Here is a 13,708-nt window from a genome sequence, read left to right as displayed (position 1 = left end):
GGCCGCGGGTTTCTCCCGCGGTGGGGGGGGGGGCCCGCCCGCCCCCGGCGTGGGCGTTTACCCCCGCGGTCGTGGGGGCCCCCCTGTTTTACCCCCCCGGCCCCCCTAACCACCCGGGGGGGCGGCGGGCCGCCGGCGCCCCCACCCCACTCTGTCAGCTGTCGCCGAAGGGGCGGTCTACTCGACCGTCACCGACTTGGCCAGGTTGCGCGGCTGGTCCACCTCGTGGCCCTTGGCCGTGGCCAGCTCGCAGGCGAAGACCTGAAGCGGGACGGTCGCGACCAGCGGCTGGAGCAGCGTCGGCGTCTGCGGGATGCGGACCAGGTGGTCGGCGTACGGCACGACCGCCTCGTCGCCCTCCTCGGCGATCACGAGCGTGCGGGCGCCGCGCGCGCGGATCTCCTGGATGTTGGAGACGATCTTGTCGTGCAGGACCGAGCGGCCGCGCGGCGACGGGACGACCACGACGACCGGCAGGCCCTCCTCGATCAGCGCGATCGGACCGTGCTTCAGCTCACCGGCGGCGAAGCCCTCGGCGTGCATGTAGGCGAGCTCCTTGAGCTTGAGCGCGCCCTCCAGCGCCACCGGGAAGCCCACGTGGCGGCCGAGGAAGAGGACCGACTTGGCGTCGGCCAGCGAGCGGGCCAGCTCGCGGACCGGCTCCATGGTCTCCAGCACCTGCTCGAGCTGGCGCGGGGCGTCGGCGAGCTGGTGGATGATCTCGAAGATCTCGTCGCCCCACTTGGTGCCGCGGACCTGGCCGAGGTAGAGGGCGACCAGGTAGCAGGCGACCAGCTGGGTCAGGAACGCCTTGGTGGAGGCGACCGCGACCTCGGGGCCGGCGTGCGTGTAGAGCACGGCGTCGGACTCACGCGGGATGGTCGAGCCGTTGGTGTTGCAGATGGCCAGCACCTTGGCGCCCTGCTCGCGCGCGTGACGCAGCGCCATCAGGGTGTCCATGGTCTCGCCGGACTGGGAGATCGCGATGACCAGCGTCTGCGCGTCCAGGATCGGGTCGCGGTAGCGGAACTCCGAGGCGACCTCGACCTCGCAGGGGATGCGGGTCCAGTGCTCGATCGCGTACTTGGCGATCATGCCCGCGTGGAACGCGGTGCCGCAGGCGACGATGACGACCTTGTCGACCTCGCGCAGCACGGAGTCGTCGATGCGCAGCTCGTCGAGGGTGAGCCGGCCGTCGGTGCCGATGCGGCCGAGGAGGGTGTCGGCGACGGCCTTCGGCTGCTCGGCGATCTCCTTGAGCATGAAGTAGTCGTAGCCGCCCTTCTCGGCGGCCGAGGCGTCCCAGTCCACGTGGTACTCGCGGAACTCGCCGGGCTTGCCATAGAAGTCCGTGATCGTCACGCCCTCGCGGCGCAGCTCGACGACCTGGTCCTGGCCCAGCTCGATGGCCTCGCGGGTGTGCGCGATGAAGGCGGCCACGTCGGAGGCGAGGAAGTTCTCGCCCTGGCCGACGCCGACGACCAGCGGCGAGTTGCGGCGCGCGGCGACGACGACGCCGGTGGCGTCGGCGTGGGTGGCGACGAGGGTGAAGGCGCCCTCCAGCTGACGGCAGACGCCGCGCATCGCCTCGGCGAGGTCGAGTTCCGCGCCGCCTGCCCGCTGCGCGTCCACCGCCTCGGCCAGCAGGTGCGCCACGACCTCGGTGTCGGTCTCGGAGAGGAGCACGTGGCCGCGCTCGGTCAGCTCCAGGCGCAGCTGGGCGAAGTTCTCGATGATGCCGTTGTGCACGACGGCGACCTTGCCCGCGCCACCCACGTGGGGGTGGGCGTTGGCGTCGGTCGGACCGCCGTGGGTGGCCCACCGGGTGTGACCTATCCCGACTGTGCCCTCAGCCAGGGGGGTCTCGGTGAGCAGCGCCTCGAGATTGGCGAGCTTTCCGGCCTTCTTCGCGACCGCGAGGTCGCCTTCGGGGGTCTGCACGGCCACACCGGCCGAGTCGTATCCCCGGTATTCGAGACGCCGCAGCCCGGACAGGACGACGTCCAGGGCGGGCTGCTCGCCCACGTAACCAACGATTCCGCACATCGCCCCAGCTTAAGGCCCGCTCGCGGAGCCCTCGCCTCCGCTCCTGGACCGAAAGTGCGACGAGGCTCACAGCTTTATAAGGCGCAAAAGAGACAAGCTATGCAAAAGGGGAGCAGATGTTCGAGGCCACCGTCGACGCCCTGATGGACGGTCTCGCGGACGATCGGCGGCGTGGCGCCGGCCAAGGTCCGCTACGACCCGTACCTGCGGTTCGTCTGGCCGTGAGCTAGGTGAGCAGCCCGCGCTGGTAGCCGGCGGCCACGGCGGCGGCGCGGTCGCGGACGCCGAGCTTGCCGTACAGGTGCAGCAGGTGGGTCTTGACCGTCGCCTCGCTGATGAACAGCCGCTTCGCGGCCTCCTTGTTGCTGGTGCCGGCCGCGACCAGCCGCAGGATCTCCAGCTCGCGGTCGGTCAGCAGCGCCGAGGGCTGCGGCTGGGGCTGCGGGGCGCGGACGGCGCCGATCAGCTTCTGCGCCACCGTCGGCGCGAGGACCGCCTGGCCCTGGTGCGCGGCCCGCACGGCCCGCACCAGCTCCTCGCGCGGGGCGTCCTTGAGCAGGTAGCCCGTGGCGCCCGCCTCGATCGCGGGCAGCACGTCGGCGTCGCTGTCGTAGGTCGTGACCACCAGCACCCGCACCTGCGGCGCGCGTTCGCGCAGCCGCCGGATCGCCTCGACGCCGCCCACGCCCGGCATCCGCAGGTCCAGCAGCACCACGTCGGGGGCCAGCGCGAGGGCCCGTTCGACGGCCTCGGCACCGTCGGCGGCCTCGCCGGCCACCTCGAAGCCCGGGTCCTGGTCGAAGATGCCGCGCAGGCCGTCCCGCACGATCGGATGGTCGTCGACGATGAGCAGACGTATGGTCACGGGATCATTGTCCCCACAACGCGGGCACCTGGACGCTGATCGCCGTGCCCTCCCCCGGCTCGGACTCGATCTCCAGCGCGCCGCCGACCTGCCGCAACCGCTGCCGCATCGCCTCCAGCCCGTAGCTCTGGGTGCCGGCGCTCCCGGCCGGGAAGCCCACGCCGTCGTCCACGACGTCGAGCAGGACCAGCTCGTCGGTATAGGAGAGGGTGAGCCCGGCCCGGGTCGCCGCCGCGTGCTTGGCGATGTTGGCCAGCCCCTCCTGCGCGGCCCGGAAGAGCACCACCTCCACCGCCGGCAGCAGCGGCGCCGGACTGCCGGTGACCTCCACCCGTATCGGCACGCCCGAGGTCTGCGACCAGCGCTCCGCCAACTCCTGCACCGCCTCCGGCAGGTGGGCCTGGGCCAGAGGTCCGGGACGCAGCGCCTGCACGGAGCGCCGGGCCTCCGCGAGGCTCTCCTTGGCCAGCCGGTGGGCGAGGTCGCGGTGCCGGACGCGGCGCTCCGGATCGTTGTCGGCGTGGGCGGCGGCCTCCAGCTGGGTGACGATCCCGGTCAGGCCCTGGGCGATGGTGTCGTGGATCTCGCCCGCCATCCGCTGCCGCTCGTCCAGCACCCCCGCCTCCCGCGCCTGGGCGACGAGCTGGGCGTGCAGGCCCGCGTTCTCCTCCAGCGCCTCCCGCAGCCGCGCGTTGGCCTCCGCCAGCTCCCCGATGAGCACGGCCCTGGCCCGGCTGCGCTGGTCGTCGTCCAGGGCCTGGTAGGTGATGGTCCCCGCGATCAGGACGTTGACGACCAGCAGCCCGAGGTACGGCAGGAGCATCCCGTGCGCCAGCATCGGCACGCCGCCGACCTGGGTCGTCGCCATCAGGGCGGCGGTCAGCACCACCGCGGGCAGCCACAGCCGTCGCGGCAGCAGGCCGACCTGGAGGTAGCAGGTGAACCCGAAGAAGCCGAAGAACGGACTGACCGTCACCAGCAGGCCGGTGAGGACCAGCAGGCCCGCGTAGAAGGCGACGGCCTTGGTGCGGCGCGCCTCCCGCTCGGCCTGCGGGACGTGCATCAGGTACTGCCAGACGGCCGCGAGGGCCGCCGGGCCCAGCACGGCCACCAGGCGCGGCCCGGCCACCGGGCCGGTCACCAGCGCCAGCAGCACGGCCAGGGCGAGCCCGGCGTAGGGAACCAGGTGGAGGATCCGCTCCTGGCGGTTCTGCTGCTCGGCAGCGTCGACGGTCACGCGCCCATCCTCCCCGCTCGCTCGCACCGACCGCCTACTCCCACCGGAAGAACCTGACCGCCGCCAGACCGCCCGCGACCGTCCACCCCGCCAGCACCAGCAGGTGCTGCCAGAGCGGGCCGTGGCCCGACCAGATCGCCGTCACCGCACCGAAGGGCACGAACTCGCAGACGCGCTGGAGGCTCTGCGGCAGCTCGGCGACCGGGACGTAGAGCCCGGCGGCGAAGAAGTTCAGCACCATCAGCGGCACCCCGAGGCCGCTCGCGGCTCCCGCCGTCCGCGCCCGCGCCGCCACCACCAGACCGAGCGCCAGCACCGCCGCACCGCCCAGCACGAACCCCGCGAGCGCCGCGGCCGGGTGCGCGGGGGCCTTGACGTCGAAGACCAGCGCGCCGATCGCCACCACGGCCACCACTCCGGCCGCCGCCATTGCCGCGATCACCGTGACCAGCGCGCCCAGCACCCCGGCCGCGGGCACCGGGCTGACCGAGAGGCGCCGCAGCACCGCCTTCTCCCGGTAGGAGGCGAACGTCGCCGGCAGCGCGGTCAGCGCCAGGAAGAGCGGCACCATCGCCGCGCAGGTGGGGACGTAGACGTCGATCACGCGCTGCCCGCCCAGGGCGGCCTGCGGGGTGCGGAAGCCCGGGATGCTGCCCAGCACCAGCACCACGACGACGGGCACGGCCAGCCAGGCGAGCGCTGCGGGCTCGCGCAACAGCAGCCTGGCCTGGACGGAGGTGAGGGTGGTGAAGCCCTTGCGGGTCATCCGGACGGACGGCAGTGCGGTGGTGGTCATGACGGCTCCTTCGAGGTGGGCGGGATCAGTGGTCGGCGGCGTGGCCGGTGAGGGTGACGAACGCGTCGTCGAGGCTGGCCTGCTCGACCCGCAGGTCGCCCGCGATGATCTGCCGCCTGGCCAGCAGCGAGGTGACCGCGTGGACGAGGTTCCCGGTGCCGGTGACCTCGACCAGCGAGCCGTGCCGGGTCACCGCGGTGACCTCCGGCAGCGCGCGCAGCTCCTCGTCCGTCAACGGCGCCGAGGGACGGAACCGCAGCCGCTGCTGCTGTCCGGCCCGCGCGGCGAGGGCGGCGGGGGTGTCCACGGCCACGACCCGTCCGGCGTCGATCAGGGCGACGCGGTCGCAGAGCCGCTCGGCCTCCTCCATGAAGTGCGTGACCAGCAGGACCGTCACGCCGGTGGCGCGGACCTGCTCGACCAGCTCCCAGGTGGCCCGGCGGGCGTGCGGGTCCAGACCCGTCGTCAGCTCGTCCAGGACGACCACACGCGGGCTGCCGACCATCGCCAGGGCGATGGCGAGGCGCTGCTGCTGGCCGCCGGAGAGCTTCTTGTAGGCGGTGCCGGCCTTCTCCGTCAGCCCCAGCCGGTCCAGCAGCGCGGGGACGTCGGCGGGCTGCCGGTAGAAGGAGGCGTAGAGGTCCAGCGCCTCACGCACCCTCAGCCGGTCGGGCAGGCCGCTGTGCTGGAGCTGCACGCCGAGCACCTGCCGCAGCGCGTCGCGCTCCCGCGTCGGGTCCAGACCGAGGACGCGGACGCGCCCGCCGTCCGGGGTGCGCAGCCCGGCCAGGCACTCGACCGTCGTCGTCTTCCCGGCGCCGTTGGGGCCGAGCACCCCGAAGATCTCGCCCGGCTCGACCTCGAAGGAGACGTCGTCGACCGCGACCTCGTCCCCGTACCGCTTGTGCAGCCGCTCCACCTCGATGACCGCCATGGTCCTTGGCTCCCCTCGTCGCTGTCGGTGGCTCTACGCTCCCGCGCCAGGGGCCCGCCGCGGATCGACCGCCAGGCTCGACCGTCGCGTCGATCGGTCGATGGGCGGCATCAACCGATCGGTTGATGGGCGGCCCCGCGCCACCCGCCCGGCACAATGGACCGCGTGCGGATTCGACTTCTCGGACCAATGTCCGTCACCGGCCCGGACGGCGAGGCCGTGGAGCTCAAGGGCGAGCGTCTCCGCACGCTGCTCGCCGCCCTGGTGCTGAGCGACGGCAGGCCCGTCCCGGTCGGCGTGCTGACGGACACGCTCTGGCCCGACGAGCCACCCGCCAACCCCGCCAACGCGGTCCAGGCACTCGCCTCGCGGCTGCGGTCCGCGCTGGGCCGCGACGCCGTCGAACTCACCCCGGCCGGCTACCGGCTCACGCTCGGCACCGACCTGGCCGCGTTCGCGGAGTCGCTGCGGGCCGAGGAGTACGGCCGGGCCCTGGCCCTGTGGCGGGGCGCGCCCGACCTGCCCGGCCATCCGGAGGAGGTCGCCCGCCTGCTCGCGCAGCGGCAGTCCGCCCGGGACGAGGTGGTCGACACCGAGCTGGCCGCCGGACGCGGCGCGGCACAGATCGCGGCCCTGCGCGCCTCCGTCGCCGCCGACCCGCTGCGCGAACGCTCCCGCGCGCAGTTGCTGCGCGCCCTGCACCAGGCGGGCCGCGACGCGGAGGCCCTCGCCGAGTACGAACGCGCCCGCACGCTCCTCGCCGAGGAACTGGGCACCGGCCCCTCCCCCCTCCTGTGCGCGGCCCACCTGGCGGTCCTGACCTCGCCGGCAGCGCTCCCCGCAGAGTCCACCGACGCAGCGGGCGCGGCGGGACCCGGCACGGCGAGCTCCGGCACGACACCGGCCCACCCAGCGGGCACCAGCGCGGCGGAATCCGGCCCCGCAGACACCGGCACGACACCGGCCCACCCAGCGGGCACCCGTGCGGCGGGACCCGGCACGGCGAGCTCCGGCACGACACCGGCCCACCCAGCGGGCACCAGCGCGGCGGAATCCGGCCCCGCAGGCACCGGCACGACACCGGCCCACCCAGCGGGCACCAGCGCGGCGGAATCCGGCCCCGCAGGCACCGGCACGGCACCGGCCGACACCGCGGGCGCCGCTCCCGGGGACTTCGGCTCGCCGGCGTCCGGCTCCGCCCGCTCCGCCGGGGCGGCCTCCGGTGTGGCGGGCTTCAGCCCGCCCGTGCCGCACGGCCTGCCCGCCGCCCTCACCAGCTTTCTCGGCCGGGAGGCCGAGGTCACCGCGGTGCGGGAGGCGTTGGGCTCCGCACGGCTGGTGACCCTGATCGGGCCCGGCGGGGCCGGCAAGACCCGGCTCGCGATCGAGTCGGCGCGCAGTCACCCGACGCCGCTGCGGCTGGTCGAGCTCGCGCCGGTCGGGGAGGGCGCCGACGTGCCGAGCGCGGTCGCCGCGACGCTGCACCGGCGCGAGGCCGCGCCCACGCGACCGGTGCCGGGCGGAGGCAACCCCGTCGACACGACGGAGCGGCTGATCGACAGCATCGGCACCACGGATCTGCTGCTGCTCCTGGACAACTGCGAGCACCTGATCGACGCGGCCGCCACGCTGGCCGCCCGGCTTCTCGCCGCCTGCCCCCAGCTGCGCGTCCTCGCCACCAGCCGCGAACCGCTGGCCATCACCGGCGAACAGCTGCTGCCCGTGCCGCCGCTGGCGCTGCCCGAACCCGACGCGGCCGACGCGGCCGGCGCGGAGGGCACCTGCGACTACCCGGCTGTCCGGCTCTTCCTGGACCGCGCCGCCGCCGTGAGGCCCGACTGGACGCCGACCGCGGACGAGCTCGCCACCGTGGTCACCGTCTGCCGCGCCCTGGACGGCCAGCCGCTCGCCATCGAGCTCGCGGCCGCGCGGATGCGCTCGCTGGACCCGCAGGGCATCGCCGACCGCCTCGCGCAGCGGTTCCGGCTGCTCACCGGCGGCAGCCGGGCCGCGCTGCCCCGGCACCGGACCCTGCGCGCCGTCGTCGACTGGAGCTGGGACCTGCTGGAGGCCCCCGAGCGCGCGCTGCTCGCCCGGCTGTCCGTCTTCTCCGGTCCGGCAGCGCTCGTCGCCGTCGAGGAGATCTGCGCGACCGCCAGTCCCGAGCTGACCGAGGACCAGATCTTCGACGTGCTGGCCTCGCTGGTCGACAAGTCGCTGGTGGTGCGCACCGACGCGGGCCGCTACCGGCTGCTGGAGACGATCCGCGTCTACGCGGCCGAGCGGCTCGCCGAGGAGGGCGCCACCGCCGCCACCCGGGGCGCGCACGCCGCGCACTTCCTCGCGCTGGCCGAGCGCCACGAGACCGACCTCTACGGGCGGCGCCAGGTCGCCGCGCTCGCGGCCTTCAGCGCCGCCCACGACGACCTGATCGCCGCGCTGCGCTGGTGCGTCGAGCACGACGACCCCGACACCGCGATCCGGCTGGTCGCGGGCATCGGCTGGTACCTGTGGCGTCGCGGCGAGCAGGGCGAGAACCTCCCGCTGGTGCACCAGGCGCTCGCGTTGCCGACCGAGGGCGTCCCGCCGCTCGCGCACGCGGTCGCCGCGGGCATCACCGCGCTCTACGCCGTCGACACCGACTGGCAGCTCGACTCCACCCTGGACCTGCTGCACCGGGCGATCCGGCTGCGCGACGCCCTGGCCGACCCGGTCGCCCACCCGGTGCTGCCGCTGCTCGACATCATGACCGCGCTCTTCGAGCAGCAGGACTGGGACGTCACCGGCCTGGCCGTGCGGCTCCTGGACGTGCCGCACCCGTGGGTGCGCGCGGCAGGGCGGCTCTTCTACGGCTTCTCGCTGCAGAACGAGGGTCGCGCCGAGGAGGCCGAGGCGACGCTGCGGGAGGCCGCGGAGCAGTTCCACGAGGTCGGCGACCTGTGGGGCCAGTCCTTCTGCTGCTCCGGGCTCGCCGACTACGCCCTGTGGCGCGGCGACGTCGACGACGCCGTCGCCCTGTGGGAGCGGGCCGTGGAGTTCGAGCAGCGGATGGGCGTCAACGCGGACGCACCCGACTACCGGGCCCGGATGATCGCCGCCCGCTACGCGGCCGCCGAGAGCGAGGAGGCCGTCACCGAGCTGGAGCAGCTGGTGGTGTCGGTCCGCGCGGGCGGCTCCTGGTCCCCACTGCTGGTCGCGCACAGCGCCCTGGCGGGCGCCTACCGCCGCACCGCCGTGCCCGAGCGCGGACTGATGCTGCTGGAGGAGGCGCTGGGCCTGGTCGACAACCGGCTGCACGGCCTGCCGCAGATGAAGTCGCTGCTGCTGACCGAGCTCGGCCTGTCACTGGGCGCGTGCGGCCGCCTGGACGAGGCCGAACGCGCCCACCTGGACGCGCTGCGCAACGCCGGGCAGTCCTACGACGGCCCGATCGTCGCGGCCGCGCTCCAGGGCTGCGCCGGGGCGACGCGACGAGCGCCGCCTACCTGCTCGGCGCGGCCCACGGCCAGCGTGGCGTCCCGGACCGCGCCAACCCCGAGGTGGCCGCCAACAGCGCGGCGGCCCGGGCCGCCCTCGGCGCGGCAGCCTTCGACGCCGCCTCGACCCGAGGCCGCTCGGCCTCACGCCAGGAGGTCCTGGCGTCCCTCGGCCTGGGCGACGTCCATCCCACCGGCTTCCGCCCCTCCGCCGGGACACCCTGAGCACCCCCGGAACGCGGCCCCCAGGCCGAGGGCCGGAGCCGAAGGGCCAAGGCCCGAACGCCTGGACCTGGAGGGGCCCGAGCCCGAAACGGCCGGAGCCCGAAGGTCAGGGCCCGAAGGTCAGGGCCAGAGGGTCAGGGCCGCCCGGAGGCGGGGCCTGTTACGACTCGGGGGCGGTGGGCATCGCCTTGAGGGCGCCGTCCAGGGCATCGAGCGCCACGCGCCAGGAGGCGTCCATCGGGCGGCCGAGCCGGAAGCGGCCGGCCGCCTCCAGGGTGACCCACCCGTGGAACGTGCCGCACAGGAGCCGGATGGCGTCCACCTCCGCGACAGTGTCCAGCGCGTAGCCGCGCAGCAGCGCGGCGCACGCCGCGACCACGCGGTGGCCGCCCTCGCTGTCCACGGGCAACTGCGTCGCCGCGTAGCGGCCGGGGTGGCCGAGGGCGAAGCCCCGGTACGCGTCCGCGAAGGCGACCAGCGCGTCGCGTCCGCCGCGCCCGGCCACCGCCTCCCCCAGCGCGTCGGCCAGCTCCGCCATGGCCAGCGCCGCGACCCGCTCCCGCAGCTCCGCCAGGTTCCGCAGGTGCGCATACAGGCTCGCGTCCGCGACGCCGAGGCGGCGCGCCACCGCCGCGACCGTCAGCCGGTCGAAGCCGGCCTCGTCGGCGAGGTCCGCCGCCGCGTGGGCGACCCGGTCCGCGGTCAGGCCCATTCGTGCCAAGAGCACTCCAAACTACAGTGAATAATCGTTTGCCTAGGACTCCTAGGAAAGCTTAGCGTCGAAGCCATGGAGAAGCTCACCGAACCCCGGATCCGCGCGTCCTTCGTGAACTGCAGCAAGGGCGAGGCCTCACGCCTGTACATCCCGCGCGACCTGGACGAGCGGCCCTTCGCCGACCTCGACTTCCTCGGCTGGCGCGACCCGGGCGCGCCCGACCGCTGCGCGCTCGTCGCCGAGCGACCCGACGGGGCGCTCGTCGGGATCACCCTGCGCTTCCCGCCGCCGCAGCGCGGGTTCCTCCAGCGCAGCCTCTGCTCGCTCTGCCTGACCACGCACCCGCGCAGCGGCGTCTCCCTGCTGACCGCCCGCCGCGCGGGCAAGGCCGGGCGGGAGGGCAACACCGTCGGGCTCTACATGTGCACCGACCTCGCCTGCCCGCTCTACGTCCGCGGCCTCAAGCAGGCCGAGCCGGGGGCCAGGTTCGAGGAGTCGCTCAGCCAGGAGGAGCAGGTCGACCGGCTGAACACCAAGCTCCACGCGTTCCTGGACGAGGTCCTGAAGTGCTGAACCCGTCAAAAGCCCGGCCTGAGCGGCGCTGAGACATATCTCTCGGCGCGGACCATCCAGGACTCGGCCGACAATAGGACCGTGCCCACCACGCTGGAAGCCCACCGCCGCGCCGACGCGTCTCCCTTCGTCGACCTCGACCGAGCGGAGTGGAGCGCGCTCCACGAGCGCACACCGCTCCCGTTGACCGCCGCCGAACTGGAACGGCTGCGCGGTCTCGGCGACGTCATCGACCTCCAGGAGGTCCAGGACGTCTACCTGCCGCTGTCACGACTGCTGAACCTGTACGTGACCGCGACCGGCGCGCTGCGAGGCGCGCTCAACGACTTCCTGGACAGCAACGAGCACACCCACACCCAGTCCGGCACGCCGTTCGTCATCGGCGTCGCCGGCTCCGTGGCCGTCGGCAAGTCCACGACGGCCCGCCTGCTCCAGGCCATGCTGGCCCGCTGGCCCGAGCACCCGCGCGTCGAGCTGGTGACCACGGACGGCTTCCTGCTGCCCAACGCCGAGCTGCGCCGCCGGGGCCTGATGTCCCGCAAGGGCTTCCCCGAGTCCTACGACCGCCGCGCGCTGACCCGCTTCGTCTCCGACGTGAAGTCCGGCAAGGCGGAGGTCACCGCCCCGGTCTACTCGCACCTGGTCTACGACATCGTCCCGGACGAGCGGCTGACGGTGCACCGGCCCGACATCCTCATCGTCGAGGGCCTGAACGTGCTGCAGCCCGCCCTGCCGGGGCAGGACGGGCGCACGCGGGTCGCGGTGGCGGACTTCTTCGACTTCTCGATCTACGTCGACGCCCGCGCCGACGAGATCGAGAAGTGGTACCTGGAGCGGTTCCGCAAGCTCCGGGAGACGGCGTTCCAGGACCCCGAGTCCTACTTCCGCCGCTACGCGGAGGTCCCCGAGGCCGAGGCGCTCGACTACGCGCGCCACCTGTGGCGCACGATCAACCGCCCCAACCTCGTCGAGAACGTCGCCCCGACCCGCGGCCGCGCGGACCTGGTCCTGCGCAAGGGCCCCGACCACAAGGTCCAGCGGGTCAGCCTCCGCAAGCTCTGAAAGCTCTGACGGCCGGCTCAGCCCTGCGGGGCCTGCGGCGGAGGCGGCGCGGCGTCGTAGGGCTGGTACGGCGCGGCCGCCTGCGGCAGCGACGCGTACGGAGCGGCGGCGTCGTACGGCTGCTGCGGCGCGCCCCCGCCCTGCGGCGGGATGTACATCTGCGGCGCGGCCGCGTCCGTGCTGCGCGACTTGCGCGACCGGAGGAAGTTGACCAGCAGCACCACCGGCAGGATGAATGCCTTGAAAACGATGAAGTACGTGCCGCCGGTGAAAATAAACGCCAGGTAGACGCCGTAACCGAGGAACGCGACACCCACGACGGCGTTGAAGATGCGCCAGCCCACCGTCTGCCCGCTGGAGTTCAGCGCGGCGATGACCAGCATGGCGATGCCGCTGATCAGCAGCAGGATGACATAGGTCGAGAAACCGGGCGAATTACTGAAATCTAGGTTCAAGGCGGGGCCCCCGTAAAAAGGAATCGGATAGCGTCGCGGACGCTATCCGATTCCCTGCCCGCCTGTCACGCCCTTACTGCTGGGCCTTGGCCTCCTCCGCCGCCAGCCGTACGCACAGGGCCACCGCCTCCATCGCCTCGCGCAGCTCCGTCAGCGACGGGTAGCTCGGCGCGATGCGGATGTGGTGGTCGCGCGGGTCGTGCCCGTAGGGGAACGCCGCGCCGGCCGGGGTCAGCGCGACGCCGGCCTCCTTGGCCAGCCGCACGACCTCCGCCGCGCAGCCGTCCGGCACCTCCAGGCTGACGAAGTACCCGCCGTCGGGACGGCTCCAGCGGGCGATCCCGCGCCCGCCGAGCTCCCGCTCCAGCACGTGCTCGACCGTCTCGAAGCGCGGCGCGAGCAGCGCGCGGTGCTTGGCCATGTGCCCGAGCACGCCGTCCGCGTCGCCGAAGAACCGGACGTGGCGCAGCTGGTTGACCTTGTCGGGGCCGATGGTCTGCTTGGCCATCAGCGCCTTCAGCCACTCGACGTTGGCCGTCGAGGAGCCGAAGAAGGCGACCCCGGCCCCGGCCAGCGAGATCTTCGAGGTGGACGCGAAGACGAACGCCCGGTCCGGGTTCCCGGCCAGCGCGCAGGCCGCCAGGATGTCCGCGAGCTCGGCACGCTCCTCGGTCAGGTCGTGGATCGCGTAGGCGTTGTCCCAGAAGATCCGGAAGTCCGGCGCGGCGGTCGTCATCGCCGCGAGGCGGCGCACGGTCTCGGCGCTGTAGACCTCACCGGAGGGGTTGCTGTACGCCGGGACGCACCAGATGCCCTTGACCCGCGGGTCCTCCGCGACGAGCCGCTCGACCTCGTCCATGTCCGGGCCCTCGCCCGTCAGCGCGACCGGCACCATGGTGATGCCGAAGCGCTCGCACAGCCCGAAGTGCCGGTCGTAGCCCGGCACCGGGCACAGGAAGACGACCTCGTCCTCCTCCACCCACCGGCGCGCGGCGCCGGGCACCGGCGAGAGCATCGCGTTCGCGATGACGTCGTGCATGATCTGCAGGCTCGCGTTGCCGAGCGCCAGCAGCTGCGCCTGCGGCACGCCGAGCAGCGGCGCGAAGATCCCGACCAGCTCGGGCAGGCCGGTGGCGCCGCCGTAGTTCCGGGTGTCCGTCCCGTCGGCGGCGAGGTAGTCCCCGGCCCCGGGCAGCTCCAGCATCCGGTTCGACAGGTTCAGCTGCTCCGGCGAGGGCTTGCCTCGCGTCAGATCCAGCTTCAGCCCCTTGGCCTGGAGCTGTGCGTACTCTTCACGAAGCGTCACTTTTTCGCCTTCCCTGTG

Annotated in this window: 10 protein-coding genes and 1 pseudogene; 3 read left to right on the top strand and 8 right to left on the bottom strand. The window is 73.7% G+C overall.

Annotation, left to right across the window (positions count from 1 at the left end; all coding sequences use genetic code 11):
• Nucleotides 1–177: 177 nt before the first annotated feature.
• The 5 genes from glmS to ABH931_RS19530 form a co-directional block, all read right to left on the bottom strand.
• Nucleotides 178–2,046, bottom strand: coding sequence for a glutamine--fructose-6-phosphate transaminase (isomerizing) (gene glmS, locus ABH931_RS19550; RefSeq protein ID WP_370114917.1), 1,869 nt, complete (start codon nucleotides 2,044–2,046; stop codon nucleotides 178–180).
• Between the two features lie 226 nt (nucleotides 2,047–2,272).
• Nucleotides 2,273–2,911, bottom strand: a complete 639-nt coding sequence (locus ABH931_RS19545) for a response regulator (RefSeq protein WP_370114916.1) — start codon at nucleotides 2,909–2,911, stop codon at nucleotides 2,273–2,275.
• Nucleotides 2,912–2,915: 4 nt separating this feature from the next.
• Nucleotides 2,916–4,148, bottom strand: coding sequence for a sensor histidine kinase (locus ABH931_RS19540; RefSeq protein WP_370114914.1), 1,233 nt, complete (start codon nucleotides 4,146–4,148; stop codon nucleotides 2,916–2,918).
• 34 nt (nucleotides 4,149–4,182) lie between these two features.
• Nucleotides 4,183–4,944: an ABC transporter permease gene (locus ABH931_RS19535; protein WP_370114912.1), complete on the bottom strand. Its 762-nt coding sequence runs from the start codon at nucleotides 4,942–4,944 to the stop codon at nucleotides 4,183–4,185.
• Nucleotides 4,945–4,969: 25 nt separating this feature from the next.
• The gene (locus ABH931_RS19530; RefSeq protein WP_370114910.1) at nucleotides 4,970–5,878 is read right to left on the bottom strand and encodes an ABC transporter ATP-binding protein; all 909 of its coding nucleotides are present in this window, start codon (nucleotides 5,876–5,878) and stop codon (nucleotides 4,970–4,972) included.
• 156 nt (nucleotides 5,879–6,034) lie between these two features.
• Here ABH931_RS19530 and ABH931_RS19525 point away from each other — a divergent pair.
• Nucleotides 6,035–6,685: pseudogene (locus ABH931_RS19525) on the top strand (BTAD domain-containing putative transcriptional regulator); the annotation flags it as partial.
• 3,054 nt (nucleotides 6,686–9,739) lie between these two features.
• Here ABH931_RS19525 and ABH931_RS19520 read toward each other — a convergent pair.
• Nucleotides 9,740–10,291, bottom strand: a complete 552-nt coding sequence (locus ABH931_RS19520) for a TetR/AcrR family transcriptional regulator (RefSeq protein WP_370114923.1) — start codon at nucleotides 10,289–10,291, stop codon at nucleotides 9,740–9,742.
• A 75-nt stretch (nucleotides 10,292–10,366) separates the two neighbouring features.
• Between ABH931_RS19520 and ABH931_RS19515 the strand changes: the two genes are divergently transcribed.
• Nucleotides 10,367–10,867, top strand: coding sequence for an FBP domain-containing protein (locus ABH931_RS19515; RefSeq protein WP_370114908.1), 501 nt, complete (start codon nucleotides 10,367–10,369; stop codon nucleotides 10,865–10,867).
• An 81-nt stretch (nucleotides 10,868–10,948) separates the two neighbouring features.
• Nucleotides 10,949–11,929 carry a type I pantothenate kinase gene (gene coaA, locus ABH931_RS19510; protein ID WP_370114906.1) on the top strand — a complete coding sequence of 327 codons (981 nt, stop codon included), beginning with the start codon at nucleotides 10,949–10,951 and terminating at the stop codon, nucleotides 11,927–11,929.
• A 17-nt stretch (nucleotides 11,930–11,946) separates the two neighbouring features.
• Here the strand turns inward: coaA and ABH931_RS19505 are convergent, their stop codons facing one another.
• Both ABH931_RS19505 and ABH931_RS19500 read right to left on the bottom strand, forming a co-directional pair.
• Complete coding sequence (locus ABH931_RS19505) at nucleotides 11,947–12,384, bottom strand: hypothetical protein (protein ID WP_370114904.1); 438 nt, start codon at nucleotides 12,382–12,384, stop codon at nucleotides 11,947–11,949.
• A 73-nt stretch (nucleotides 12,385–12,457) separates the two neighbouring features.
• A complete protein-coding gene (locus ABH931_RS19500; protein WP_370114902.1) occupies nucleotides 12,458–13,690 on the bottom strand; it encodes an aminotransferase class I/II-fold pyridoxal phosphate-dependent enzyme in 1,233 nt (410 codons plus the stop codon).
• Between the last annotated feature and the right edge of the window lie 18 nt (nucleotides 13,691–13,708).

The sequence above is a fragment of the Streptacidiphilus sp. MAP12-33 genome (assembly GCF_041261265.1).
In the GTDB taxonomy this organism is placed as follows: Bacteria; Actinomycetota; Actinomycetes; order Streptomycetales; family Streptomycetaceae; genus Streptacidiphilus.
Note: the sequence above shows the minus strand (reverse complement) of the source record. Positions and strands in the feature narration are given on the sequence as shown.